Here is a 26,690-nt window from a genome sequence, read left to right as displayed (position 1 = left end):
CCATGAACGCCATTCTTCAATCCACCACATCAGTCATCACAATGTCGAGCCGCGAAATTGCGGAATTGACCGGTAAGCGTCACGACCACGTGAAGCGCGACATCGAAAAGATGCTCTCTGATCTCGGGGAAGATGCCCCCAGGTTTGGGGATATCTATCTCGACAGCATGAACCGGGAGCAAACCGAATACCGGCTCGATCGCGAGCTTACGGAAACCCTCCTCCTCGGCTACAGTGCCCCGCTGCGCCTCAAAGTCATCCGTCGTCTTCGTGAGTTGGAAGCTGTTTTGGCCTCACCTCGCCCGATGACGACGGCAGAGATAGTGCTGCAGAACGCGCAAGCACTCGTTGACTTCGAACGCCGTCAGTCGGCCGTAGAGCAGCGCGTCGAGATGATTGCCTCAATGACATCGTTGACGTCCAAACCTCAGAGCACCGAAACCAAGTCTGAGATCAAAGCTCGCGTCAACAAGCTTTACGGCTTGCCAGCGTGGCTCATCGACGAGGTATTGACCTCGATCTCCTACCGCCCTCCGGTTTTCGCCATGGTGAAAAACAGCCACGAGAGCGCGCAAGGTAGCAGCTTCGCCGTCTACCAGATCATCGACATCACAAAGTTGTTCAAGCGGTTCGTCAGCGAATGCTCGCGGGCGACAGCGACGACGGCCACACATCCCAGCATAAGCGGCCGGTTCAAACTGATCCGGCGCGAATAACCTCCCCTCAAAACTGAGGGGAACCCCAATCACCTACATCTAGGAGCAAGACAATGACACGACCGATTCCGGACGCCGGCGAAGCTATGCCGACATATTCCCTCGCTACGTCTATCCTGCGCTACAAGGCGGAATGGAGCACCTTCCTCGCGAGCACACTTGAAGCTGGAGAGCGAGGCGAAAGCGACAACCTGCCCCGCACATATCAACCGGCTGAGCGCGTCATCGCGTCTTGGAACCGCCCGGCCGAAAATCCGCAGGAAGCTTTCCAGGCGCTGAAAATGGCGCTCGAAGACTACGAGGCCGGAGAAACCCCGCGCATTCCCGCAATGATAAAGGCCGCAATGGGCTTCCTTCAGGCGAGCGCGGCGAACATCCAACCGCCGAAGCTCCGCACCGCAGAGTTCTCGACCAAAGACCTTTGCCGAATCTACCGCATCCTCGACACGATCGAGGAAACGACCAACATGGCCGACCAGTATGTACGCTATATCGACAAAGAGCACACCCCGGTGGCTTCGTACCTGACCGATCTGCAGGAGTATCTTGCGAGCGAGCGTGTCGATATCGTCGATGCTCTGCGGGCTCGCCCTCACACCAATGACGGCGACGGACGATCGCGGATAGCGACCATCGTTCAATACGAGGCCTGGTGCGAGGAATTCCAGACCGTCACCCTCAAGCAACTGGCTGCATCATCCCTGACCGCGGAGGCCTTCTGATATGACCTTCGAACTTTCCCGCCGCCGCACCCTCGGTCTTCTCGCCGGTATCGCCGCCCCAACCACTACTGTAGCCGGCGCTGCGCCATTTCTGCGCGACTCAGAGCCGACGGCAGAACTCACTCCGGAAGAGCAACTCGCCGCTGCTGTTGCCGCAATGGAAGCGGCCATGATCGCTGTTCATGGCGAAGGCGTCCATATCTCCCGCAGCGGCAACCACATCATTGCTTTCATGGAGCCGAGAAAACCGCGCGAATGGCAGGGCGATGGAGACTATGAGATCAAGCTCGGAGACAGCCGGCCGTTCTTCCGCATCGTCCGTTCCAGTGTCCACGACGATTTAAAGGACGGCCGCTGCTTTCGGCTAGAACCCGTCCACGCCAAGAGCCTCGGCATCCGCTACATGTACGAACGCGACCTTCAGCGCGTTCTCATCCGCAAAATCCGATAACGGGAGGGCGCACGATGAAAGACTTCTTCGCTCCCGCTATTCCCGCCGAGAACGTCCTGTCGAGCTGCCTGCGCGTCCATATGGTCGACAGCGACGGTATGGAGCCAGATCTTCGCTCCCGCCGCGATTACGTGCTGCTAGCGCCCGTTCAAGGCTTCCAGGGCGACGGCCTCTACTTGGTCGACGTCTGCGGCGGCCCGACGCTCTACCGGGCCGAGAACGTCCTCGGCGGCCAGATCCGGATCAAATTGGATAATCCGTTCTACAAAGGCAGCTTCACGTTCAGCCACGACGAGTTCTTCGAGATCGCCCTTGGCATCGTCGTGGCAGACATCAAGGTTCGTGACGAGCGGTTCCTTCGTGCGGAGGGCCTGCCATGCTGAACGAACTCATCGAACGCTATAAGATCGCGCAGAAGGCTTGGTTGAACCTCTTCGAGGACGCCGCGGCCGAGAACAACCCATCTCCGGAATGGGACGCCTACGAGCGTGCAGAGGCCGCCCTCCTCTACTACCCATGCAAAACGATTGAAGAGGTCCAGATCAAGGCCGCTTTCATCCTGGGTGATGCGAACGCCTTCGATTCAGTCAAAAACTGCTTCCGCACCTTTGATGGCAAAGAGGTCCATGTCTTGAGCCTCTTCCTGCAGTCTCTGCTCGGCGAGGCTCCTGTGGATTGTGGGGGAAACTAGCCCATGTCCGCGATTGACCCTAATCACATAGGTGAGGACGAGCCCGTTACGCTTGCCGAGGCCTGCAAGTTGTTTTTCGGTGGTCGGCTGACGAAGTCCGCGCTTCGCACTGAAGCGCGCAAGGGCAACCTGGAGATTATCCAGATCGCCAACAAGGATTTCGTCACCCGCCGATCAATCGAGAGGATGAAAGAGAAATGTCTCAAAAGAAACGACCAGCCCGTCTCTGGCTCCGACCAGACACAGGCACATGGTTCATCAAGGATGGAGGTAAGCGCCTCCCCACGGACTGCCGCGAAGACGAAGTTGAAGCAGCTCAGAAGCGGCTTGCAGAGTACATCGACGAGCAATACCGGCCACAGCGCAGCAGTCGTTCCGCTGAGGTCACGGTAGCCGATATCGTCATCGTTTATTCGGAGGAGAAGGCTAAGCAGACGGCGCGTCCGAATGAAACGCTGGCCATGCTCGATCGGGTCAACGACTTTTTCGGCGATATGACCCTGACAGAGATCAAGGGGCAGACATGCCGCGAGTATGCGACCGATCGGGGAAATCTTGGCGGGGCTCGCCGGGATCTGGAAGTCTTGCGTGCTGCGATCAACTATTACCACGCAGAGCACACGCTCGACATGGTCCCCAAGATCACCTTGCCGGAAAAGGGAACACCACGGCAAAAGTGGCTCACCCGGCAGGAGATTGCGCGGCTATTGCGCGCTGCAAGGAAGGAAAAGCAGTGCGGGCACCTGGTCCGGTTGATCCTAATCGGCCTCTACACGGGAACGCGGCTGTCGGCTGTCCTCAACCTTCAATGGGTTCCCAATACGAACGGCGGACATGTGGATCTCGATCGAGGCGTAATCTATCGCCGCGCCGAGGGCGAACGTGTTGCGCACAACAAGCGCCGGACGCCGGTCAAGATCCCCCCTCGCCTGCTTCGCTTTCTGCGATACTGGCACAAGAAGGATACTGCGACGGATTCCGAAGGCCGGGACATCACCATACGCTACGTCATCACCTATGCAGGGGAAAAGATCATCAAGCCGCACAAGGCGTTCAGGACTATCCGCGACAAGGCAGGTTTTGCCGACGACGTCACACCGCATGTGCTAAGACATACCCGCGCGACTTGGCTGGCGCAGGCCGGCGTTGAAACTGAGCAAGCAGCAGCCTCTCTCGGGATGACGGCGGAAGAATTCGAACGGACCTATGCACATGCGAGTCCGGACTTCCAAGAGCAAGCAGCGAACGCTTTCTAACCGGTCCGCGGCTTCAAACGGTCCGCAATCGGTCCGTTGATTTGAAATCGGTCTTCGCGGAGGAGATCGGTTCGGGAATGAAAGCCCTGAGAAATAAGGGTTTTCGCTGGTCGGAGTGGAGTGATTCGAACACTCGACCCCCACGTCCCGAACGTGGTGCGCTACCAGACTGCGCTACACTCCGTGACCAGCGGCGCCTCTATAGAACGGCTCATCCGGTTGCGCAAGCACCAAAATTCAAAAGCCGGCGCATTTTTTTGAGCACGGTGGCGCAACCCTTAGCAGGCCTAAGTGGAACAAAAAGACACACTTGCGGCAAATTTTGCGATTGCGAAGGCGGGCCGATTTTCTTTTGCCGGGTTCCGCGCTAAAGCGCTCGACGGGACAAGCGGAAACCGCTGCAGGCCAGCGATTCCCGCCGTCGAATGCGCGACAACTTTTCAGGGACGATAGAATGAAACTCCGCACCTTTGCCGCGGCTGGGCTTGCCATTGCGCTTGCCGGCTGCACGACGATTCCGACTTCCGCCGATCCGATCTCCAGCCGCTGGGTTGGCCAGTCGGCCGGCAAGTTCTTCGCCGCCTTCGGCCCGCCGATCAACGACGTCGAAAACGGTTCCGGCGTCACCTACACCTGGAAGGGCGGCTACAAGACAGTTCGTGTCCCGGCGACATACGCAGACGGTGCGGACGGCAAGCGCGGCAAACAGATCTCGGCGGCCCGCACGCAGTACTTCCGCTGCCAGGCCGAAATCGTCACCAGCTCCGACTACACGATCCGCAGCATCCACGTTGTCGGCGATATCCCGGGCGTAAACGGCCCGTCCTATTGCGCAGAGTTCCTGGCGCCGGCACAGCCCGCGCAGTAAGGGGCGTCAGAGCAAGCGAATTTGGAAGGCGGCCCATCGGGTCGCCTTTGCTATACCTGATTTGCTGTGTGAGTGGTCGGGTGGCGGGATATGTCCCGAATCGTGCGCCAAATGGGTTGCGCAAATACCGTCTTCAATTGGAGACCGTACGCTTGCCCTCCCCTTCCTTTCGTTCAGAAGCCGCCTCGGCAAAACCGGCTTCTGAGGTACGCATTCTGGCGGAATGATTGTTCATATCTCCGGTACTAACATTTCAGAGAAGCCGGCAATGAACGACCACACGAGGAGCTTTACCCAATCCTCAACGCTGAATCTGAGCGCAATCCATCGCAGACCACGGTCTCCAAACATCGGAAACAAGCTGCCCTGCACGAGCCCGCCGATGAAAAGCAGCATCAGAACTGTTGAAAATATCGCACCGAAGACCTGCGTGCCTGCAACGGTCTTGCCTCCCTTCGCCATATTCTCGGCGCGCGAGAAGAAGCTCGTGGTTGCGCCCAAAGCCCCAAACACCCAAACGGACCAGAAGATCGCAATCCACTCAAACGAAACATAGGTCAGGTTGATTCCGAGGAAGGAAACTGCCACGACATTTGGGTCACTTGTGGTGCCTTCTCCAGGTGGTGGAGGCACAAGGTCGGTCGGTAACGTCTTCGCTGCGATAAAGGCGAGGACGGGTATGGCGAGCAAGATCAAAATCCAGCAATTTCTAGCTGTTTCCCAGACACCAATCCGTCGCACGGTAGCACCTCCCCAAAACGCAATGCCACCATAAATAGCGTTCGGGATTTATGCTAGAAAAACATACCGCTATCGGATGGCTGGGGCGCCAGGAGCCCCACTGGCCTATGGATAACCTCATAGAAATCATTGTGATTATTGACTTCTTTCGATGCCGTGAGCTACCAACGTGTACTACCATCGTGTACTACCGGGGAGAAAATGGCTGATACTCGATACCTGAAGCAGCGGCGGCAAGGCTGGTACTTCGCGATGAAGATTCCTGCCGATTTGGTCGACAAGATAGGCAAGTCAGACATTGTGAAATCGCTGCGTACCCGCGATCTGTCCCAGGCGCAGAAAGATCGCTGGCCACTGGTTGCGGAGTGGGCCGCCCACTTTGAAGTCCTCCGTGGCAAGCATACGTGGACACCCGCCGAGATCGAGGAGAAGGCACAGGCAGAATACCACGACACACTGAAGATGCTTGCCGAGTACAATGAGAGCGAGGAGAACGTCGACATTTTCGCCGAGCTTGAAGCTGATAAGTTGGAGAGCGGGAAGCTCAACGATCTGGACCATGCCCTCGTTTCGGCACGCATTGCAGCGGCAGCGGGACGCAGAGCCGTCATGGACGGGAGAACCTTCGCCCTGCCGCGCGCCTTCGGACGCAACGGCATCGACATGGGTACCCTCCAGCCGGTGACTTTGAAGAAGCGAAAGACCGGGCAAGCCTTCGCCGACGCGGCCCGCCGTTACATCCAGGAAATCCAACGCGACCCCTCTGCGAAGCTCACGGAGCAAACACGCGGTCAGTATGAAGCCGTGTATCGTCTGTTCGACCAGTGGGCGGGCAAGCCAAGCCTGGATGAGGTTGACCGTAAACAGGCGGCGGAGTTTCTCGACAAGATTGCCACCCTTGACCCCCACTGGGGTCGAAGCCCGCAGACCAAGCGGCGGACATTCAGCGAGATTGTTAAGGATTTTGGCAACCACAAAACCGGCCTGAGCAACAGGACAATCAACCGATACGCTACTGCCCTCTCCATGGTTTGGCAGTGGGCTAAGCGGCGGGGTCTGTTCACAAGCGAAAACCCGTGGGAGGATCAATACCGCAAGATCGGTGAGAAGCGGAAGACGCAGAAACTCCCCTTCACCATCGAAGAACTGAAGAAGCTTCTGCCCACCCGGCCCGAGGTTCGCCCCGAAAAACAGAACCACCCCAACACGCTCGCGTGGCTTTGCCTGATCTCCGCTCATAGCGGCATGCGTTTGAACGAAATGTGCGATCGGAAAGTTGCCGACATCAAACAAGAGGACGGCGTCTGGTACTTCGACGTCACCAATGCCAAGTCAGAGGCGGGTGACCGCAGGGTACCTATCCATTCTCGCCTCATTGCTGCTGGCTTGCTTGACTTCATACACCACCACAAAAGCGAATGGCTGTTCCCCGCATTGAAGCCAGGAGGCCCTGATGGAAAGCGATCATGGTATATCTCCAAACGCTTCACCGAGCACCGGCGGGCACTTAGGATTACCCGACCTGACGAGCGAACTGGCAAAGATCGCGTTGACTTCCATTCATTTCGTCGTAGCGCCATCAAGGTGCTTGAACGAGCAAGACTTCCCCAAACGGAAGTAGCGCAGGTTGTCGGCCATGATCGGGAGGGGATCACATTTGGCACCTACAATCCCGATGGTCTCGACATTCACGCTCTGCAGCAGGTTGTCGAGGCGATTAGATACCCTGAGATTGAACAGGCCTTCGCGGCGGCTGCATGAAAGAACATCCGCAAAGGTCGCTTCTTCAGCCTCCTCGAGAGACCTTCACGGCCCCATCGACACACAAGGCCATTTCCCGTTGCGCGGTGTCGGCCATTTTTGGCCTCCGCGTGCCTGGACGATATAAGACATCAGACAGCATCATCACCGCAAAGATTGGCGGGTTCTCATAGCCAGAGATTTCCGCACTATCGTTCCCACCTTTGTGCTGAATTTTCAGCCCAATGGGTCGAGGCCTTGCGGCTGGAAATTCAGCAGCAAGGGGAAAGTCGGATTTCTCCATTGGTAGCTTACTGCATGAAATCGTGCAGTAAGAAGAAAGCGTCTCCGACTTCTTCGCCTAAACCAAGGCTGGCTTGCCGTCTGTAAGCGTCATCCCGGAGGTATTGACACCTCAGACCGCGCCTTCGGAGTACCCTCGGATGTGAAGACCAGAAACCACAATCAGGAATTACCGCCCCCTTAAGGGAAGAGGAGAAAGAGGAAGGTTGTATCCTACAGGAGAAGACCAACCCTGAATTACCCCGCCCTTAAGGAGAGAGGAGAAGACCAATATTGAGAATGAACTGAAATAGAGGATGACCGATGAAATCAGGATGATCTCTATCCGTTCTTCATGGGTATGATATTCATGAAAGAACCCTAATGCACTTATAGTCTCCTTCACGTCTCCCTTGAGGTCCCCTTTCCGGGAACGCCTCCGAGAGAACCACCCCATCTCGCACAGTCCCTTTCGACGGACGCTCGACATCTGAGAGTGCAGTGGTCGGCCATCATCGTCATGGCTGGCCCGTTCTCATGGGTGTGGTGACCCTCGGTCCTCTTGTTGCAACTGCTTGGCTTAGCCTCGTGGTCCTGCTGACGAGAGGGCCGGTCTAATTCGCCACCCCACCAACATCGTCACCACCACAGCCATTAGAGAAATCCATGCACAACAAAACTTCCCCCGGTTGGGAGGATGGCGAAGCTATGCCTTCAGCTACCTCGACCACGAAAATCGTCATCAAGCCCGTCAACCTCGACAAGCGCGGGCAGAACTATTCCGTCTCCTTCGACGGCAAGACCATCATCGCCAAAACTCGCAACCCTACTGCCGATGCTTGCCGCCGTCTGGTCGCTCTCGGTCTTTTGGGCCGTCTTGAGGTCTGGGACGATGAACGCCGATTTCCCCGGCTGATCATCCCCGACATCAGCAAGGCGGCGAAACTGACGGTCGCCGAGAGTGCGGCGCACGGTCCCCATATCGTGCCTTATCAGCCGTTCCCTTCTTCAGCCTTCGCGACAGAAGCAGCCATATGATTTACGTGGAGGAGATATTGGACCGGAAGACCGGTGAACTGGTCTCGGTCGACAAAGGTGATTGGATCACCATCACCGAACTCGCAGCGCTCCTCGGTCTTGGTCGAAGACAGGCGACGGCAGTTCTCCGTCATCTGGACTTCCTGCAAATCGAGGGAGTTGGTCGTGACAGTCGCCACCGGGTTGCTAACTGGGTCGTGCAAAGCGGCTGGGGCAAACGCCTTCACCGCAAGACCGACAAGTTCCCCTTCGATGTGATTGGACCTGATGCGGTCCAATGGATCAAGGAACGCTGGCAAGGTGCCGTCACCGCCATCGAACGCGAGACCTTCAGCGGACCAGTGGCCGAGGCCAAGGCTGCTCTCGATGACTTCGAAGCCGCTTATGGTCGCAAGGAAATGACGGTCCAGATGAAGGTATACTGGTTGGCTGATATCTTCCCTGACCTCACGCAGGAGCAGATGAGCAGCGTTCTTGATGTCTCTCAGCAGTTGGTGAGCCGATTCCTGTCCATCCGGTCTAAGCAGTTGCAGGAGGCCAAGGCTCTGAAGGCATCGTTTCGATGATCCAGTTGAAGACAGGTGTAGTACTTGTGTCGCCTGGGCCTATACGGAAGAATACAACACCACGGAAAATGACTATCGAAGCCTGATCGCCACACCGGTCTCCCCGGCCCTGGCATGATCACCTCCCGATAGCCATTGCCGCTTATGGCATGTCAGCCTAAATGGGACGATGGGCGTTTGGCTTGTGTCTCAGCCTTCGTCGACAACGCCTTTAAACGGCCATCGCCGCGTAACCGCAAATAGCGGTCCCACCAACCCCCTTGCGGGCAACCTTCCAATGCGCTCCATGCGGGACTGTCAGTTATCCAGAGGCTGCCTGTGAGGTGGCTGCTCATCATCGACCATCCCGAAATGTTTACATCGCGCATCTCTGGCCCCAGATCAGATAAAAGGCCCCGCGAGGTTCCCCCCTCTGCCCCCCATCAGCAAGTCTTGGGCTTGAAGTTGGAGACGACAGCGCCGCAGCAGTCAGGTGCCGGGGATTAGGGGGCGCGCAGGTCCTGCAAGGTTGACGACAACGATGCTGTGACCCTTCCTCTCGACGCTGTTTTGCGCCTGTCGTTCCATCCTTGTCCCGACAACAAAATAGAAGCGCTCTCCCTCCATGAGTGAAAGCTTCGCAAGGGTTCTCGTCATGCGACTGTGAAGCCCGCCTTGAGCATGTGGCGATGTGGTCACTTCGGCTGATATCCGCACTCCACGCAAGTCCGCCCCACGTAGGTCCGGCTCGTCTTTCGTTCCACCAGCCCTTGGGTTCCAGTACCAGACAAGGCCTCCGAGGTCTGGTCGATGGGCGCTGAACCATTCCATAGCCCTGACGAGAGCGTACTCGTGCTGAATTTGGTTCAGGTCCTCGTAGATTTCCTTCCTGTAATCAGCAAGGATTGGCACCGCCTGGTCTATTGAATGCAACGCGGTCGCCGAGAACCTCCTCGTTGCCTCGGCTAGTCGCTGCACATCATCCCAAAGTTTTTGGCGGCAATGGTCCAGAGTGCCAACCATTTCCATTCGACAGTTCCCCAATAGTGTCCCGCCCCCGGTATCACAGGCTACGCCAACATGCATGGTTCCATTTGAGTACACCTCTTTCGAACCGTCGCCCATTGGTTCGATAAATTAGTCTTGACAACCCAAAGCGAACCGACGATAAGCGAACCATCCAAAACGAACTGAGATGGTTTCAATGCATGTCCGCGCTTACCTTCGTGCCAGCACCAAAGACCAAGACGCCAACCGGGCTAAGGACGACCTTTTCAGGTTCGCTAAGGAGCGCGGGCTGAAGATCGCTGCCAGCTACGTGGAGAACGAAAGCGGGGCATCCCTAAAGCGTCCCGAGCTGTTCCGCCTTCTGAATGACTGCCACCCGGGCGATATCCTTCTCGTGGAGCAGGTGGACCGGCTTAGCCGTTTGAACGCTGAGGATTGGGAGCGCCTTAAGGCCGAGATACAGAGCCGTAGGGTGAAGGTGGTTGCACTCGACCTACCAACCTCTTGGATGATGGCCACGGCTGGCAAGGATGATATCCAAAGCCGCATGCTCGATGCCATTAACGGAATGATGCTGGACATGCTGGCAGCGATTGCCCGCAAAGACTACGAGGACCGCAGACGGCGGCAGGCTCAAGGCATTGTAACCGCCAAGGCGCGAGGAGCTTATAAGGGACGCCCCGAGGACGGGGAGCGTAACGCTGGCATCGTCAAGATGCTGGAGAGCGGCATGAGCTGGAACACCATCGTCGCTGCCACCGGCTGCTCACGGTCTACATTGGCTCGGCTCGCGAAACGTATAGCAGGTCAGGCACCTACCTAATTCTCGGGCGCGCGTCTCTTCTACCCTGATTATGTGTTTTTGGCTTCATCCATCCTCTCCCTCAATGGGACTATTTCGTATCTGGTCCAGCTCAGACAGAGGAACAGTATCCGCTCAGGATGCCACGCCATTTCATTTACGGCTGCGAATTGGGTACGAGGCTCCTGGTGAAGTCGAACAGTCGATCAGCTGAGGGGGGCGCCTCTACCTGGCCCACAAGGTTCATAAGGTCTTCCTTGCACAGCAACGCCACACCCAGGACTTCAGCTTGCAGACGATGAGCAGCCGTCTCTTGTCGGGACAGGCTGGTCGCAACCACAGGCAAAATCGAAGAGGGGCGAGACACCGAGGCCGAAAGGCTGTGAGCTATGGCCTTAGTCCTATCGGCCAGCTTCTGGAGTTTTCCTTTGGCGTTAATGTCTCCTGTAGTGCATTCGACAACATAGAGGTGATCTCGGTCTGAGAGCGCGAGGATATCTGGAGCATCGGTGAGTTTGGGTATCTGTCCGTATTTCAGCACGCGCAGCCCCAAAAGGGAAAATAGTAAGCCAACCCGTTCCTCAAAGTCCGTGCGCTGTCCCGACAAATCATCGACGACGAGGCTACGGGCGGGATCGATCGCGATGTGCACGTCGAGGAGGCGATTGAACGTTTGGGTCTGATCCCTCACCCACCACTTTTGAATATGCTCCGACCCGTATCTTAAGGAAGTCAAGGCCAGTGGCGTATTCGCCAGCGGCAGATCAAGGGCTCCCACTAATCGGTGGGGTTCCTGCTTCCACGTGAACTGGTCGCCAGCAACGGTAAAGCGGCGGACGCCATCTCGGGTAAAAGCTTTCACGCCCAGTGTGATCTTGCTAATTTGAGCCCTTGGGGCGGCGACGATGCCCACCTTCAACAGCCCACTTTCGATTTTTGACAGTGGCTCGATCTCGCTGACAGGCGCAAGCACTACCTCGGTGATGCACTTTCCACCCTCAGAGGCAAATTGAACTGGGATACTGAAGTCCTCGAAGAGGTCGAGCATATTTTCATACGGCTCGATGTGAGACAGCAGTTCCAGATCAAGCTGCATCTGTTCGGTCGTTCCGAAGCCACTTAGACTCGGGGCTTCCAGCCGCAAGGTAGGAAATCGTCGAGCGTCTGGATATTCAGGTGGGTAGAGGCGATGAAATGTCGCATTCGTCTCTGTGCCGCCTCGAAATACATGTCCCACCGCTGCCTCGACAGCGACAAACGGGTCGGCGAGAGTTTCTTCGACAGCGGCGCGTGGGTCATCGAGTGATTGAATGCCACTATAGGCCCGAATGGAACTCGTCCTCACAGTCTTCTCAGGGGCCAGGTTGATTGGAGGAAACGCCCCAAACAGGACGCGACAAAACCGCACCTCCCAACTGATGCCATGGCGGACTGCCACCCAAGTCCTATGCACTGATTGAAAGGTATCAGCTGTATCACGAGCTAAAAGCGTGAACTCAGGTGAATTGAACAGTGTCACGGTTGGACGCCCCTCCGGCCTCGGTCATTTGTTGCACAACCAACTTCAGGATTTCACACGCTCGGGCATCGGCTCGCCAGGCGGAAACCGCTGGTTTGGCTGCGTAGGCCGCGCGCTTAATGGACAGCGATCTCTCTTAGAAGCACCTCGGCCTGCGCTAATACTGTTTGAACCGCCTCCTGTTCCAAATCCGGCGGGTAGCCAAATCTCTTCAGGATTTTTTTCACAAGTACTCGCATTCGGGCGCGGGCGCTCGCCTTGTGCTGCCAATCGACAGTGACCGACTTGCGCATCTGCTCGACCAACTCGTGCGCAATCACCCGCAATTGTTCGCTGCCCATGGCCTGAACAGCACTATCATTGGCGGCAAGTGCATCATAGAAGGCGATTTCTTCTTGAGAGAGGCCCAGTTCTTCACCCCTCGCCGCAGCCGCCTGCATCTCCTTGGCCAGCGCGATCAATTCCTGGATCATCTCGACGGTGGAGATCGCGTTCGCGTGGTAGCGCGCCACAGCCTCCTCCAGCCGCTTGGAGAATGCCTTGGCCTGAACGACGTTGGATTGCGAGCGGCTTTTGATCTCGCCGTTCAGCAGCTTCCTCAACGCCTCCAGCGCGAGGTTCTTCTTCTCGATGCGCTGAACATCAGCGAGAAACTCATCCGACAGTACCGAGATGTCCGGTGACTGCAGCCCAGCGGCCCTGAGGATATCGACGATCTCGGCATTGGCGACAGCCTGATTGAGGAGTTGCTCCACAGCGAGCGATTTGGCTTTGTCGGACATCTTGCCGGTAGCGGTCGTCTTCACGAGCGCTGCACGCACCGCCTGGAAGAAACCGACCTCGTCGCGAATTTCCGCTGCCGCATCGCTTGCCGAGGCCAATGCATAGGCTTTGCTCAGTTCCAGCACAGCGTCCTGATAGCGGCGGTGCGCCTTCTTCTTCGCCTCTATGCCGTCGACCCTCGCGGCCTCTTTCTCCTGCCACTTCAGTATCCAGTCGATGCCGTCAGCCAACGCCTTCAAACGTTGCTGCGGAGCGCCCACGATGCCGAGGCTGTAGTCGTGACCACTGAACATGGCTTGCACGATTTCGTATTTCTCAAGAAGGACAGCAACCGCTTTCTCCTCGTCGATGCCGGTCTTATCTCGATCGGACTGGGAGTATTGCGCCAATGCTTTCTTCAGGTTCAGGGCGATGCCGATGTAGTCGACGATCAACCCGCCTGGCTTGTCCTTGAAGACGCGGTTGACGCGGGCGATCGCCTGCATCAGGCCGTGGCCATGCATAGGCTTGTCCACGTACATGGTGTGCATGCAGGGGGCATCAAAACCAGTCAACCACATGTCGCGCACGATCACCAGCTTTAGCGGATCATCAAGCTTACGAGTGCGCTTGGCGAGATCATCGCGCCGCTTCTTGTTGCCGATGTGCGGCTGCCAATCGAGAGGGTCGGAGGCCGAGCCTGTCATCACGATCTTGATAGCTCCCTTGTCGTCATCGTCCGAATGCCATTCGGGCCGAAGCGCGATGATCTCGTTGTAAAGATCGACGCAGATGCGGCGGCTCATGCAGACCGCCATCGCCTTGCCATCCATGCCCCCGATGCGATGCTCAAGGTGAGCGACGAGATCGACCGCGATCTGCGAGAGGCGCTTCTTCGAACCGACCAGCCGCTCGACGGTCGTCCACTTGGCCTTCTGTTTCTCCTGCGTGCTCAGCGTCTCGTCTTCGAGCATGGCCTCGATCTCTGCATCGATCTTCGGCTTCTCGTCCTCATTCAGCTCTATGCGGGCCAGCCGGCTCTCGTAATAAATCGGGACCGTCGCCTTGTCCTCGACGGCCCGGCTGATGTCGTAGATGTCGATGTACTCGCCGAAGATCGCGGGCGTGTTGACGTCCTCCGCTTCGATCGGCGTTCCGGTGAAGCCAATGAAGGAGGCATTTGGCAGCGCTTCGCGGATGTAGTGGGCGTAGCCGTAGCGCCGCTTGCCAGTTTCCTTGTCCAGCTTGGCGTCAAAGCCGTATTGGCTGCGGTGCGCTTCGTCCGCCATGACGATCACATTGCGTCGGTCCGTCAGCATTGGGAACCGTTCCTCGCCCGGCTCGGGCGTGAACTTCTGAACAGTAGTGAAAATCACCCCACCCGATGCCCGGTTCAACAGCCGCCGCAGATCGTCCCGGCTGTTGGCTTGTTCGGGCGTCTGGCGGATGAGGTCGCGACAAAGGTTGAAGGTGCCGAAGAGCTGGTCGTCGAGGTCGTTGCGGTCGGTCAGAACGATCAGCGTGGGGTTTTCCAGTTCCCGCGAACGGACGATCAGTCCCCCGAGGAAGGCCATCAGGAAGCTCTTGCCGGAGCCCTGAGTGTGCCAGATCACACCGATCTTGCGGTTTCCGTCCGGTTTCGACGCTTCGATGGCACTGTTGATCGCCTTGCGGGCGCCGTGGAACTGGTGATAGCCGCCGATGATCTTGAACGGTCCCGCCCCCTGGTCGCCAAAGACGATGAAGTCCCGAATGAGGGCGAGGAACCGCTCCTTATCGAACACGCCCCGCAACAGCGTGTCCATCTCATAAGGACCGTGCGGCGTGAAATCGCCCGCTGCGCCCGTCACCGAGCGCCAGGGCATGAAGCGCTCCTCGTCCGCCGTCAACGAGCCGATGCGGGCCAGCATTCCGTCGGAGGCGATTAACACGGCGTTGGTGCGGAAGAGCGAAGGCACCTGTGCTTTGTAGGTCTGAAGCTGCTGTAAGGCGTGATCAACGGTCGCCGTCTCGCTGCCTGCGTTCTTCAGCTCGATGATGCCGAGCGGCAGGCCGTTGACGAAAACCATCACGTCCGGGCGGCGGGTGTACTTGCTTTCGACGACGGTGAACTGGTTGGTCACAAGCCAATCATTGTTTTCCGGATTGTCGAAGTCGATCAGCCAAACCTTGTCGCCTTTCACCTCGCCACTGCCGATGCTGAACTCGACATCGACGCCCTCGGTGATCAGCTTATGGATGCGCCGGTTCTCCTCCACCAGCGTCGGCGTCTCGGTCACCAGCAACTGTCGGATAGCCTGATCGCGCCCATCCGCGAGGATCGTCGGGTTCAGCCGCATCACCGCAGCTCGAAGCCGTTCTATCAGCAGCACGTCGCCATAGGCTTCTCGGGCGGGTGCGCTGCCGTCAGGGGAAATCAGCGCAGCGGGTTGGTAGGTGTAACCCAATTCGAGGAAGGTGCCGATCACGGCCTCCTCGACAAGGCCCTCTGTAAAGCCAGAGTTGAATGATCCCGTTTGCTGCTGGATGTATTGAATATCGCCCTGCATCTCCCCTCCAAACACTCCAGGGCCATCGCGTCGGCCAGCGAGCAAGCTCCTGGTTTAGCTCAAGCCTCTACCGTCAATCTGAATGGCGCCCATGATGCGTCGGCTCTCATAGCTCTCCCGAAGTTCACTCAGCCCACTGCCCAGCGCCCAGTCTGCCGGCGTCAAAGATATCCCACGCCCCTCCATTTCTTCATCTCCATTCAAGGCTGCAATGCTTGGAATGGAAGGGCTCTTCGAAATCCAACGAGAGGCGACGGGCCGAGAGCAAGCCAGATAGTGCCAAGGCACACAAATCCGTTCGAGAGACGAATGGTCGTTGTCCAGCACCAGAGACGCGTCGCCGATGAGGCAGCCGAACTCGATCCCGGGTGGATAAGGTAACGCCGCACGGGTGCGCCATTTTTTCTTTGCACCGTTCGGACTGTAGAGGCAGATTGCAGGATAAAGGGAATGAGCGTTGGCGTCGTTGATTAGCATTTTGATTTGAGGATGTGGCGCCCCGGCAGCTCGGTAGGTTAACAGTTTTGAGAAGCGGGAGGCACCCTTGGCCAAACGCTTTGCCTGCACCCGCATCTTGAATGTGTATGCACGCCCAACCAAATGCCACTCCCAGTCGGCGCCATTGTTGGCCTCCTCACGCTTGGTGAAAGTCTTGATCTTCACTATCGCGGGGTGGCGCCTATGAATTTCCAGCAGACAGCTTTCAGTGATCGTCTCCTCTCCGTAGGAGATGTGACAATCGTCCTGATGAGCCAAGGCCAAATTTCGCGACACGGCGTCACCGAGATCGAGGAAAGTAGCGCACAAGTTCCAGATCACTGTGCCGCCCTCAATAAGTCTTCTGCCTCACGAAGCCGGACTTCACCGGACATCAGCCTGGGAAGGAGGAGGTCACGCGTGGCTGCGAGCGTACCGGACTGGTCGGAATTATATGTAACCAAATCACGTAGCGGTCTTACAACTTCCTCAAACGATGACTGCAGGCTCTTTGGAGCGACCGTCACCACGAGCCCCCCAAGCGACGCGGGGTTCAACTCCGTCTGGCCGGTTGAACCATGCCCCAGGGTTTCAATGAGGGCCTGCTTATCCTCCATGAACAGGGAAAGGATGAGCTTGGAGATTTTAGTGGTGTCAGCTCGGCAAATCGTGACGTGGCTATCAACTGTTGCAGTCTCCTTCAGCCCACGAACAGTTGCCACTCGGCCAAGGGTGCCGACGCCCGTGGAGTTCACAAGCACGTCGTCTTCCTCAAGCGCCCGCTCTTTGGGCGCTCTCTTTCCCGTATCGTGTCGTCGAGCAAGCGTGTAGTTCACGGCTCTGCCACGAATGCATTTTTGGTTGATTACGAGTATCCCGTCATCGCAATAGGACGGTGCGATACCACGCTTTAGCAAGGTGATGACCGTGGCCACCTCTGCCTCTCTCCAGCCCTCCGGCAGCCCATTGTCTCCGAACCTCGCAGGGAAAAGATCAGCGAGTTGCTGCGCGCGTTCGGCATCGGTAACGAGGCCGCCCATGATCTCGCTGGGATCGGATGCTGCCTCGACCTTGCGGCGGGTGGGGCCAAAGTCGATAAACCAGTCGCGGAAGATCGCCTGTGCCATCGCCTCCAGCGTCTCGCTCATCTGACGGTTCAGCTCGATCTTGTCGTCGAGAGCCCCGAGTAATTCGGCAATGTTCAGCTGTTGACCAATCGGGGGAATTGGCAGCAGGAGCTTACGCAACGACTTTTGGCTTATGCCCTCAACGGTGGTGCCTGTCGCATATGATTTTAGCCGCTCTTGCCCGACTGGGCTCAAGAGAAGAAACTTTAGGAATGTATTATCGACAGCATTCCTATGCCCACGAAGGACAACGATGCGCTGGCCCAAAGCATATTTCGCAGTTCTACTATCAAGTTGGGCAACTTCACCAAGCGGTCCTTCGGTGGTCAAAACGACATCACCTGGGCGAGGATACCCCCGCCTCATCCATTCCACGTAATAATCCCGTTCGATCGTCTGCTCGATGGGGTGGAGAATGCGGCCGTCCTTTACAACTTTCGCGGAGATCACGGGGATGCCGGTATCTGACTTCTTTGGAGACTTGCCGCGGTAGTCGATCAGCGTATCCAAGCAATCTTCAAGGGGATACTCGCGCCACTCACTCATTAATTGACACCCCAGCGAGCGCGAACTCGATCCGATCCTCCAGCGCCCGCGCCTCGGCGAACTGCGCCTGCAGCGTCTCCCGCAATCCTTCGAACCTCTCCGCAAAAGATACGCCATCATCCTCAGCACTCGCTGCGCCGACGTAGCGCCCAGGTGTCAGCACGTGGCCATGCGAGCGAACTTCTTCCAAGGTCGCCACCTTGCAGAAGCCCAGCTCGTCCTCATAGCCCAGCCAGCCGTTCTTAGCTCGTGTTTCAGGTTTGGCACGCCAGCGATGATAGGCCCCGGCGATCTTCTCGATGTCCTCGTCACTGAATTCTCGGCGCACACGGTCCACCATGAAACCGAGCTTTCGGGCATCGATAAACAGGATTTCGCCGCGTCGATCGCGGTGGCCGTTCGCACTCTTGTCGCGGGCCAATATCCACAGACAGGCAGGTATCTGCGTTGAGTAGAAGAGCTGCCCCGGCAGCGCCACCATGCAGTCCACCTGATCGGCCTCGACCATCGCCTTGCGGATTTCACCCTCGCCCGACTGTTGCGAGGACATCGAGCCATTGGCCAGTACCACGCCGGCCGTGCCTCTGGGAGCGAGATGATGGATGATGTGCTGCAGCCAGCCGAAGTTGGCGTTGCCCCTCGGCGGAGTTCCAAACTTCCAGCGGGCATCGTCTGCCAGCCGTTCGCCGCCCCAATCGGAGATGTTGAACGGCGGATTGGCGAGGATGAAATCGGCCTTCAGGTCCTGGAACTCCTCGCGGTGAAAACTGCCCTCGTTGTTCCAACGGATGTCTGCGTCGATCCCCTGGACCGCAAGGTTCATCTTGGCGAGCCGCCAAGTCGTGTGGTTGATCTCTTGGCCGTAGACGGCGATATCGCTTCGCCTGCCGCCATGTTCCTCGATGAACTTCTCCGACTGCACGAACATGCCGCCCGACCCGCAGCAGGGGTCATAGACGCGACCCTTGTAGGGCTCCAGCATCTCGACCAGCGTGCGCACCACGGAACGAGGCGTGAAGAACTCTCCGCCACGCTTGCCTTCCGAACTGGCGAAGCCCGAGAGAAAGTATTCATAGACGCGGCCCAGCAGGTCCTTCGCCCTGTCGCTGCTGTCATGCATGCCGATATTGGAAAACAGATCGATCAGTTCGCCGAGCATCGTCTTGTTCAGCGTGGGGCGGGCATAGTTTTTCGGCAGCACCCCCTTTAGCCCTTCGTTCGACGGCGCCTTCTCAATCGCCTCCATTGCCTCGTCAATCAGCTTGCCGATCTCGGGACGCTTGGCGTTTGCCTGCAGATATGACCAGCGCGCTTCCTTCGGCACCCAGAAGACGTTTTCAGCGAGATACTCTTCCGGGTCTTCGGCGTCCGCGTATTCATCCTCTTCGAGCTTCGCATGTAGCCCCTCGAAGGCGTCAGAGATATACTTCAGGAAAATAAGGCCGAGCGCGACATGCTTATATTCCGAGGGCTCCAGATTGCCCCGAAGCTTGTCCGCTGCCTTGAAAAGCTCAGCCGTGAAGCTGAGGTCGCCATTCACTTCTTTCGCCACGTATGTGCCCCCAAATCAGTGAGGGTGACGATAGAATGCCGACATCGCGGGTGTAAAGGATAAAGCGCAAGCCTCAGTTGTCCACCGCACATGTACTACTGGCGTGTACTACCGGGAGCAACCGAAAGCGCGTAAATTATTGAAATCACTTGATATTGCATGAATGGCTGGGGCGCCAGGATTCGAACCTGGGAATGCCGGTACCAAAAACCGGTGCCTTACCGCTTGGCGACGCCCCACCAGAGCTTGAAAGCGGAGACCGCTTGCCAAATCGACGCCTGCTTAGCAAAGCTCGCCTGACGTCACAATCATTAAGTTTCGGGCCATTGCATATTTCTGTGCGCTTTTTGCGTCACCATGTTAGGTCTCGCGTCAGCCGTCAGCACGATGGAGTAACGATGAGCCAGTACCGCGCCCGCCCGCCTGCCCTCGCAACGCTGTTGCTCGACGATGCCGTGGTTCGGATCACGCGTTGGGACTTCGAGCCGGGCGCCGATACCGGCGTCCATACGCATGGCATGGGTTATGTCGTCGTGCCGATGACCGATTGCCAGTTTCTGCTGGAGGAAAAGGACGGCAGCCGCAGGGTCGATATCGCCAAGGGCGCGGCCTATCGGCGCGATGCCGGCACCGAGCACAATGTCGTCAATGCCGGCGATCAGCCGATGTCCTTCATCGAGATCGAATACAAGTAAATGGCAAGTCCCGAGTTCAATCTGGCGTTCGAACCTTCCTACGGCCAGGCCGTGCCTGTTGCGCCAGGCGTGCAGCGCATCACGGTCAACAATCCGAGCGCCTTCACCTTCCACGGCACCAACAGCTACATCGTCGGATACCATTCCGTAGCGGTCATCGATCCCGGCCCCGAGGACGAGGCGCATTTCCAGGCATTGATGGCGGCGCTCGATGGACGCGAGCTCACCCACATCTTCGTCAGCCACACCCATCGCGACCACTCGCCGCTGTCGCGCCGTCTGCAGGCGGCGACCGGAGGGCAGATCATCGCGGAGGGACCGCACCGCGCCGCCCGCCCGCTGCACCAGGGCGAAATCAATCCCTTCGCCGAGAGCTCGGATCTGGATTTCCGGCCCGATATTGCAATCGGCGACGGCGATACGATCGAAGGCGACGGATGGAGGCTGACGGGCGTGTTGACGCCCGGGCATACCGCCAATCACGCGGCCTTCGCGCTCGAGGGAACGGGCATCCTGTTTTCCGCCGATCATGTCATGGGGTGGGCCACATCCATCGTCGCGCCGCCCGATGGCTCGATGTCCGACTATATGACCTCCCTCGACAAGCTGATCGAGCGGCACGACCGCATCCTGCTCCCGGGGCATGGTGGTCCGGTCCGCAAGCCGATCTCGTTCATGCGGGCGCTCAAAACCCACCGGCGGATGCGCGAACGCGCCGTGCTCGACCGCATCCGCGCCGGCGACAGGAACATCCCCGACATGGTGAAGGTGATCTATCGCGAGACTGATCCGCGCCTGCATGGCGCCGCCGCTCTTTCGGTCCTTGCCCATATCGAGGATCTGGTGGAACGAGGCGAGATCGAAACGGACGGGCCACCTGCCCTGCTTGGCTCGTACAGACCGGCGACGCCGAGGTAGCGTCATGCACGATCCCTACAGCTACCGTGCAGATCCCGGCGTACCTGAATTTGCCGATGACAAGCCGCTCATTGTCTTCGATGGCGAATGCGTGTTCTGTTCCGCCTGGGTGCAGTTCGTCCTGAGGCATGACAAGGCGGAGCGCTATCGCTTCCTCGCTGCGCAGTCGCCGCTCGGTGAAGCGCTCTACCGGCACTATGGGCTGGATGGGCGCGACTACGAGACCAACATTCTGATCGAAGACGGGCACGGCCCACTTCAAGTCGCGCGGGACGATCCGCATGGCTGCAGGCCTCGGTTTTCCCTGGTCCCTGGCGAAGGTCCTTCGGCTGCTGCCGCAGGGACTTGCCGACAGGGTTTACGAATTTATCGCCAGCAACCGGCTTCGCATTGCCGGTCGACGCGCGACCTGCTTCGTGCCTACGCGTGAGCAGAGGGACCGCTTCCTCGGATAGAGGCGCGACGCTAGCTGCCGGCGATGCCCAGCAGCTCGGAATCGAGAGCCTTCAGATAATCCTCGGCGATATCCGCGCTGAGGCCCAAGTCGTGCGGGCCGTAGCGCGAGGCGACGCGAACATCGACGAGGGTGGTTTCCGCTTCTTCACGCAAGCGGATGACAACGTCGAAACGCAGGCCGAGGACGAGGGTGCGGGTGTCGCCCTGCAGTGTCACGCCGTTGGCTCGGCGAATCAGCAGCGCCACATCGTCATCATAAGGCCGCGGCGTCGGGATCGGCACGGCCTCCGGTGCCTCGGCAACCGCGCCGTCGTCCGGCTCGGGCTTCGCAGGACGATCTTCAAGATCGCGGCTTGGCTCGCTGTCGCCGTCGGCGCGAGTGATGCGGATCCCGCTTTGCTTGGCGACCTTCTTCACGGCTTCCAGCACGCGGTCAATCGCGCCGTCATAGCGGCGGCCGGTGAGTTCCGGATAGGCTTCGAGCTGCTTTTCGCGATCCTCGGGCGTTACATCAGGTTCGCGCTTCAGCCAGATCTGATCGGCGTTTGGCGTCTTCAGCCAATCCGGTGCGGAGACGAGATCGGTCGACACGTCATAGATGGCTGGCAGCGTGAAATAGCGCTCGGCGGCAATCCCGCCGATCGCGAGCGGAAGGGCCGCAAAAATCAGAGCTTTCAACGCGTCCAGCCCGCCTTCGGCGCCTGTCAGCCACAGACTGCGCAGCCCTGCAATCGCAAGCAGCGTTGCAAGCAGCGCGAAGCCCGCGGAGACGAGCAGAACCAGCACCAGATAGGGCGTGACAAGGCCGGCGAAGCGGTGACCAACCAGAGCCGCAAGGCAGAGAACCAGTGCAAATGCGCCGAAGCGCCGCGAGAAGCGGGCAGCATTTGAAACAGGGCGGTCGAAACGGATTGCCATCAAACTTACCGGTTACTCGCAAGCGGCGCGTCCCGCATGAACGCGCAAAATCGCCCTCGACTTGTTTAGTGCAAGATTCGCCTAAATTGAAACTGTTGTGTCGATCCGAGGCACGCAATCCACGAAGAAGACGACAATAGCCTGCGTGAGCATTTTCTGATATTCCTTGATTTGCAGTTGTGTGGTTTGCGTCGCACACCGACCAACAGGAGAAGGGCAATGATTGCACCGGAGCTCGCATCGGGCACCCAGGCGCCATCGCTGGGGACAGCCGATCATGCAGATCCGCTTCTGCCGATAGAGCTTCTGGAACTGGAACTGTCGCTCGACGGATATGATGGCAAATCCGACTTCTGCGAAACGGTCCGCGTCGCTTCGGCCAAGGCCGGCGGAGAGTTTCTCTTCGATCTTCCCGCCGAAGGATTGATGGACGACTGCAAGCGGATCGCTGTGCTTCGCATCCCCTCGCCCGGCGAGCAGATGCGCGTTGTTCTTGCCGTGCTGGACCACAACGGCACGGAAATCCGCATGGAAGCGCCCGATCCCGCGACAGCCCATCTCGTCCGCTTCGCCGAAGCCTTCGTCAAGGTTCTCGAACGGTTCTGACCTAGTGCCGCTCAGCCGCCGCTTCCGCGAGACTGCGGAACGGAAATTTGCGCCCGCATTCGCACTTGATCATGCTGGTCTCCTGGTGATTGGAGGCGCGCTGGATGAAGAAGCCGCGCGGCAGATGATCGACGCAGAAGCCGGGATGCTTGCGCTTCGGATCGTCGATCTCGGAGGCTTCGGCAAAGCCGCTATTGCCGCATTGCGGGCAGGTCAGTTTTTTCGAGAATCGATCACGCAGTGCCATGCTTGCTTTTCCAATGTCGTCCGAACCGCCTTCTTACAGACGATCCTCCGCGGACGGAAGCCACCGACATCCAGCCATCTTGTAAACATCCGAGACCACAATCCTTCGGCGCAAGTCATTCTTTTTGTTGACTGTAAGCGGCGATTGGCGTCATCTGATGGTGCAGAATTTCGATTGCAAAGACACGCCGATGCGTATGTTCTTTTTACCTCTCGCGCTTGCCGCTGCATCAATCGGCCTTTCGGCCTGCCAATCAATGACGCCCGAAGAGCGACGTGCAGCCGATGAGGCACAATGCCTACACTATGGCTTCAGACGCGGCACGGACGGATTCGCAGGCTGCCTGCAGCGCATAGATCTCGATCGCCGTGCGCAGTCACGCTACAATAGTGACATGCTCATGTTGCAGATGTCCTATGATCTCGACCATCCTTACTACGGCCACCGATACGGACGCCATTGGTGATGACCGCCTGCGCCGCGGCTAGCCGGGCGATCGGCACGCGGAAGGGCGAACAGGACACGTAGTCCAATCCGATTTCCTCGCAGAAATGGATGGAAGCGGGATCGCCGCCGTGCTCGCCGCAGATTCCGAGCTTCATATCATTGCGCGTTCGCCTGCCGCGCTCGGTGGCGATCCGGATCAGCTCGCCGACACCATCGAAATCCAGCGAAATGAAGGGATCGTGCTCGATGATCCCCTTACGCTGATAGGTCGGAATGAAGGCGGACGCATCATCGCGTGAGATGCCGAAGGTCGTCTGCGTCAAATCGTTGGTGCCGAAGGAGAAGAACTCCGCCGCTTCCGCGATGATATGGGCCCGGAGAGCCGCGCGCGGCAGCTCGATCATCGTGCCGACCAGATAGTCGATCCGCATGCCGGCCTCCGCCGTGACATCCCGGGCGATGGCGTCGATGCGCTCCTTGACGTAGTCCAGCTCCGAGCGGAGCCCGACGAGCGGCACCATGATCTCAGGCACGACGGCAGCACCGGTTTCATGGGCAGCCGCGACCGCAGCCTCGAAGATGGCGCGCGCCTGCATCTCGACGATCTCGGGATAGGAAATGGCCAGTCGGCAGCCGCGATGGCCGAGCATCGGATTGAATTCATGCAACGCATCGACGCGCTGGCGCAGCGCCGCGGCGTCCATGCCCATCGCGGCGGAAACGTCAGCGATCTCCTCGTCCGTCTTCGGCAAGAATTCATGCAGCGGCGGATCAAGCAGGCGGATGGTCACCGGCAGGCCGTGCATGACGTTGAACAGGCTGGTGAAATCATGCCGCTGCACCGGCAGCAGGCTGTCCAGCGCGGCGCGACGGCCGGTTTCGTCCTCCGCCAGGATCATCTCGCGCATCAGATGAATGCGGTCGCCCTCGAAGAACATGTGCTCGGTGCGGCAAAGCCCGATGCCCTCAGCACCGAAGGAGCGGGCTGCGCGCGCGTCAGCCGGCGTATCGGCGTTGGTGCGCACGGTCATGCGGCGCGCCCGATCGGCCCATTGCATGATGCGCCCGAAATCACCCGAAAGCTCGGGCTGGATCATCTGCACGTCGCCCTTCAGAACCTGTCCCGCAGAACCATCGATGGTGATGACGTCGCCCTTCTTCAGGGTGACGCCGACGCCGATCAGCCGCTCGTTGCGGGCGTCGATCCGCATGCTGCCGGCGCCGACGACGCAGGGGATGCCCATGCCGCGGGCGACAACGGCGGCATGGCTGGTCATGCCGCCACGCGTCGTCAGAATGCCCTCGGCCGCGTGCATGCCGTGAATGTCTTCCGGGCTTGTCTCGACGCGCAGCAGGATGACCTTGCGTCCCTCCTCCGAGGCTATCACGGCTTCCTCGGCCGTGAAGACGATCTCGCCGGTTGCCGCGCCTGGCGATGCCGGCAGACCAGTACCGATGATCTCGCGCGATACGCGTGGATCGATCGTCGGGTGCAGGAGCTGGTCCAGCGACGAGGGCTCGATGCGAAGCACGGCCTCTTCTTCCGTGATGACCTTCTCGTCCACCATGTCGACGGCGATCTTCATCGCCGCGCGCGTCGAGCGCTTGCCGGAGCGTGTCTGCAGCATCCAGAGCTTTCCGCGCTCGATGGTGAACTCGATGTCCTGCATGTCGCGATAATGCGCTTCGAGCTCGGAACAGATACGCGACAACTCCTTGAAGGCATCCGGCATCAGCTTTTCCATCGACGGCCGCTCGGAACCGGAGCTGATGCGGCCTTCTTCAGTGATGCTCTGCGGCGTGCGGATGCCGGCGACGACATCCTCTCCCTGCGCATTGACGAGGAATTCGCCGTAAAGCGACTTGTCGCCCGTCGACGGATTGCGGGTGAAGGCTACGCCGGTCGCGGATGAATTGCCGTGGTTGCCGAAGACCATCGCCTGAATGTTGACTGCCGTGCCCCAGCCTTCGGGAATATTGTGAAGCTGGCGATAGGTGACGGCGCGGGCGCTCATCCAGCTGGCGAAGACGGCCCCGACCGCGCCCCATAGCTGCACTTCGGGGTCCTGGGGAAACTCCTCGCCCAGTTCCTCCTCGATGATGCTTTTGTAGAGCGAGACCACGTGCTGCCACTCGCTGGCGGTCAATTCCGTGTCGAACTCGTAGCCGAGGCGCGCCTTCTCGTCCTCGAGGATTTCCTCGAACACCTCATGATCAAGCCGCATAACGACGTCGGCATACATCTGGATGAAACGGCGGTAGCTGTCCCAGGCGAAACGCGCGTCGCCGGCGTCGTGGCCGAGCGCCTGCACGGTTTCGTCATTGAGACCGAGATTGAGGACGGTGTCCATCATCCCCGGCATCGAAACGCGCGCTCCTGAGCGCACGGACAGCAGCAGCGGTCGATCACCCGCGCCAAACCGCCGACCGGTGATTTCCTCGATACGTTCGATGCCCGCGCGGACTTGTACTTTCAACTCTTCGGCAATCTGCCGCTCATTGTTGTAGTAGGCAGAGCAGGCTTCGGCGATGATCGTCAGACCCGGGGGGACCGGAAGACCGAGATTGCACATCTCCGCGAGGTTTGCGCCTTTGCCGCCCAAGCGCTCGCCGTCGAGGGCACCACCCTCTGCCTCACCGCTGCCAAATGTATAGACCCACTTGGTCATATTCCCCCCAACACCAAATCCGGATCAACTTAATCCGCTGGTGTTGAAATGAAAATCGACAAATGCGGCCGAAATGTTGCAACGCACAATAACTGCGACGGACTGAAGCGGTTGAAGTGAGAAAAAGCTTTGCGGGACTGCAACAAAGTCCCGCAAAGCCTTATGTCCGTCCGGCCAGGAAAACCAGACGGGGGGTTCCTTCCATACGAACCGTCAGAGCCAAAGCATACTGCTCCGAGCGCACCGCACAGGAAACTCTGCAGCCGATACCCTTTCGCGGTAGTTCGGCGGCGACATGAAGCAATCTCTAATACAAGATCGGTAGGAAAACATTAGCAGAAT

At 58.6% G+C, this 26,690-nt stretch carries 24 protein-coding genes, 2 tRNA genes and 1 pseudogene; 16 read left to right on the top strand and 11 right to left on the bottom strand.

What is annotated here, in order from left to right:
• Positions 1-2 precede the first annotated feature (2 nt).
• The 6 genes from NBG89_RS03005 to NBG89_RS02980 all read left to right on the top strand — a co-directional run bounded on the left by NBG89_RS03005 (position 3) and on the right by NBG89_RS02980 (position 3,836).
• Positions 3-716, top strand: a complete 714-nt coding sequence (locus tag NBG89_RS03005) for a Rha family transcriptional regulator (protein ID WP_431321651.1) — start codon at positions 3-5, stop codon at positions 714-716.
• 53 nt (positions 717-769) lie between these two features.
• A complete protein-coding gene (locus tag NBG89_RS03000; RefSeq protein ID WP_431321650.1) occupies positions 770-1,438 on the top strand; it encodes a hypothetical protein in 669 nt (222 codons plus the stop codon).
• Between the two features lies 1 nt (position 1,439).
• Complete coding sequence (locus tag NBG89_RS02995; protein ID WP_431321649.1) at positions 1,440-1,889, top strand: hypothetical protein; 450 nt, start codon at positions 1,440-1,442, stop codon at positions 1,887-1,889.
• 14 nt (positions 1,890-1,903) lie between these two features.
• Positions 1,904-2,272, top strand: a complete 369-nt coding sequence (locus tag NBG89_RS02990; RefSeq protein ID WP_431321648.1) for a hypothetical protein — start codon at positions 1,904-1,906, stop codon at positions 2,270-2,272.
• Positions 2,266-2,580, top strand: a complete 315-nt coding sequence (locus NBG89_RS02985; protein WP_431321647.1) for a hypothetical protein — start codon at positions 2,266-2,268, stop codon at positions 2,578-2,580. The genes NBG89_RS02990 and NBG89_RS02985 overlap by 7 nt, the downstream gene beginning before the upstream one ends.
• Before the next feature lie 197 nt (positions 2,581-2,777).
• Positions 2,778-3,836 (top strand): tyrosine-type recombinase/integrase, encoded by a 1,059-nt coding sequence (locus NBG89_RS02980; RefSeq protein ID WP_431321646.1) that lies wholly within the window; start codon positions 2,778-2,780, stop codon positions 3,834-3,836.
• A gap of 107 nt (positions 3,837-3,943) precedes the next feature.
• Here NBG89_RS02980 and NBG89_RS02975 read toward each other — a convergent pair.
• Positions 3,944-4,020 (bottom strand) — tRNA-Pro (locus NBG89_RS02975).
• A gap of 270 nt (positions 4,021-4,290) precedes the next feature.
• On the opposite strand from NBG89_RS02975, the gene NBG89_RS02970 reads away from it, so the two are divergent.
• Positions 4,291-4,704, top strand: coding sequence for a hypothetical protein (locus NBG89_RS02970; RefSeq protein ID WP_431321645.1), 414 nt, complete (start codon positions 4,291-4,293; stop codon positions 4,702-4,704).
• Between the two features lie 231 nt (positions 4,705-4,935).
• On the opposite strand, the gene NBG89_RS02965 is transcribed toward NBG89_RS02970, so the two are convergent.
• Positions 4,936-5,394, bottom strand: coding sequence for a hypothetical protein (locus tag NBG89_RS02965; protein ID WP_431321644.1), 459 nt, complete (start codon positions 5,392-5,394; stop codon positions 4,936-4,938).
• Positions 5,395-5,646: 252 nt separating this feature from the next.
• Between NBG89_RS02965 and NBG89_RS02960 the strand changes: the two genes are divergently transcribed.
• The 4 genes from NBG89_RS02960 to NBG89_RS02945 all read left to right on the top strand — a co-directional run bounded on the left by NBG89_RS02960 (position 5,647) and on the right by NBG89_RS02945 (position 10,881).
• Positions 5,647-7,206: a DUF6538 domain-containing protein gene (locus NBG89_RS02960; protein WP_431321643.1), complete on the top strand. Its 1,560-nt coding sequence runs from the start codon at positions 5,647-5,649 to the stop codon at positions 7,204-7,206.
• Between the two features lie 927 nt (positions 7,207-8,133).
• Positions 8,134-8,505 (top strand): hypothetical protein, encoded by a 372-nt coding sequence (locus NBG89_RS02955; RefSeq protein WP_431321642.1) that lies wholly within the window; start codon positions 8,134-8,136, stop codon positions 8,503-8,505.
• Positions 8,502-9,071: a hypothetical protein gene (locus NBG89_RS02950; protein WP_431321641.1), complete on the top strand. Its 570-nt coding sequence runs from the start codon at positions 8,502-8,504 to the stop codon at positions 9,069-9,071. The genes NBG89_RS02955 and NBG89_RS02950 overlap by 4 nt, the downstream gene beginning before the upstream one ends.
• Positions 9,072-10,254: 1,183 nt before the next feature.
• Positions 10,255-10,881, top strand: a complete 627-nt coding sequence (locus NBG89_RS02945) for a recombinase family protein (RefSeq protein WP_431322763.1) — start codon at positions 10,255-10,257, stop codon at positions 10,879-10,881.
• A 136-nt stretch (positions 10,882-11,017) separates the two neighbouring features.
• On the opposite strand, the gene NBG89_RS02940 is transcribed toward NBG89_RS02945, so the two are convergent.
• From NBG89_RS02940 to NBG89_RS02915, 6 genes are all read right to left on the bottom strand, one after another.
• Positions 11,018-12,379: a hypothetical protein gene (locus NBG89_RS02940; RefSeq protein ID WP_431321640.1), complete on the bottom strand. Its 1,362-nt coding sequence runs from the start codon at positions 12,377-12,379 to the stop codon at positions 11,018-11,020.
• 116 nt (positions 12,380-12,495) lie between these two features.
• The gene (locus NBG89_RS02935; protein ID WP_431321639.1) at positions 12,496-15,690 is read right to left on the bottom strand and encodes a type I restriction endonuclease subunit R; all 3,195 of its coding nucleotides are present in this window, start codon (positions 15,688-15,690) and stop codon (positions 12,496-12,498) included.
• A gap of 54 nt (positions 15,691-15,744) precedes the next feature.
• Complete coding sequence (locus NBG89_RS02930) at positions 15,745-16,509, bottom strand: DUF6615 family protein (protein WP_431321638.1); 765 nt, start codon at positions 16,507-16,509, stop codon at positions 15,745-15,747.
• Positions 16,506-17,840 (bottom strand): restriction endonuclease subunit S, encoded by a 1,335-nt coding sequence (locus tag NBG89_RS02925; protein WP_431321637.1) that lies wholly within the window; start codon positions 17,838-17,840, stop codon positions 16,506-16,508. The genes NBG89_RS02930 and NBG89_RS02925 overlap by 4 nt, the downstream gene beginning before the upstream one ends.
• Positions 17,833-19,392 carry a type I restriction-modification system subunit M gene (locus NBG89_RS02920; RefSeq protein WP_431321636.1) on the bottom strand — a complete coding sequence of 520 codons (1,560 nt, stop codon included), beginning with the start codon at positions 19,390-19,392 and terminating at the stop codon, positions 17,833-17,835. The genes NBG89_RS02925 and NBG89_RS02920 overlap by 8 nt, the downstream gene beginning before the upstream one ends.
• Positions 19,393-19,556: 164 nt before the next feature.
• Positions 19,557-19,631 (bottom strand) — tRNA-Gln (locus NBG89_RS02915).
• A gap of 159 nt (positions 19,632-19,790) precedes the next feature.
• Here NBG89_RS02915 and NBG89_RS02910 point away from each other — a divergent pair.
• From NBG89_RS02910 to NBG89_RS02900, 3 genes and pseudogenes are all read left to right on the top strand, one after another.
• On the top strand, positions 19,791-20,087 hold the full coding sequence (locus tag NBG89_RS02910; RefSeq protein ID WP_112661495.1) for a cupin domain-containing protein: 297 nt from the start codon (positions 19,791-19,793) through the stop codon (positions 20,085-20,087).
• Positions 20,088-21,005 (top strand): MBL fold metallo-hydrolase, encoded by a 918-nt coding sequence (locus tag NBG89_RS02905; RefSeq protein WP_431321635.1) that lies wholly within the window; start codon positions 20,088-20,090, stop codon positions 21,003-21,005.
• A gap of 4 nt (positions 21,006-21,009) precedes the next feature.
• A pseudogene (locus NBG89_RS02900) lies at positions 21,010-21,460 on the top strand (thiol-disulfide oxidoreductase DCC family protein).
• A gap of 10 nt (positions 21,461-21,470) precedes the next feature.
• Here the strand turns inward: NBG89_RS02900 and NBG89_RS02895 are convergent.
• A complete protein-coding gene (locus NBG89_RS02895; protein WP_431321634.1) occupies positions 21,471-22,379 on the bottom strand; it encodes a DUF1499 domain-containing protein in 909 nt (302 codons plus the stop codon).
• A gap of 219 nt (positions 22,380-22,598) precedes the next feature.
• Here NBG89_RS02895 and NBG89_RS02890 point away from each other — a divergent pair, with 219 nt between their 5' ends.
• Positions 22,599-22,985, top strand: a complete 387-nt coding sequence (locus NBG89_RS02890; protein WP_088694494.1) for a hypothetical protein — start codon at positions 22,599-22,601, stop codon at positions 22,983-22,985.
• Between the two features lies 1 nt (position 22,986).
• Here NBG89_RS02890 and NBG89_RS02885 read toward each other — a convergent pair whose 3' ends face one another.
• Positions 22,987-23,232, bottom strand: a complete 246-nt coding sequence (locus NBG89_RS02885) for a hypothetical protein (RefSeq protein WP_431321633.1) — start codon at positions 23,230-23,232, stop codon at positions 22,987-22,989.
• Between the two features lie 190 nt (positions 23,233-23,422).
• Between NBG89_RS02885 and NBG89_RS02880 the strand changes: the two genes are divergently transcribed.
• Positions 23,423-23,698: a hypothetical protein gene (locus NBG89_RS02880; RefSeq protein ID WP_431321632.1), complete on the top strand. Its 276-nt coding sequence runs from the start codon at positions 23,423-23,425 to the stop codon at positions 23,696-23,698.
• On the opposite strand, the gene ppdK is transcribed toward NBG89_RS02880, so the two are convergent.
• Positions 23,631-26,348 (bottom strand): pyruvate, phosphate dikinase, encoded by a 2,718-nt coding sequence (gene ppdK / locus NBG89_RS02875; protein ID WP_431321631.1) that lies wholly within the window; start codon positions 26,346-26,348, stop codon positions 23,631-23,633. The two genes, NBG89_RS02880 and ppdK, sit on opposite strands and share 68 nt — an antisense overlap.
• Positions 26,349-26,690: the final 342 nt, after the last annotated feature.

Source organism: Rhizobium sp. YTU87027, assembly GCF_050644135.1.
Lineage (GTDB): Bacteria > Pseudomonadota > Alphaproteobacteria > Rhizobiales > Rhizobiaceae > Rhizobium.
The sequence above is the reverse complement of the archived record's forward strand: the minus strand, read 5'-3'. Positions and strand labels throughout refer to the sequence as shown.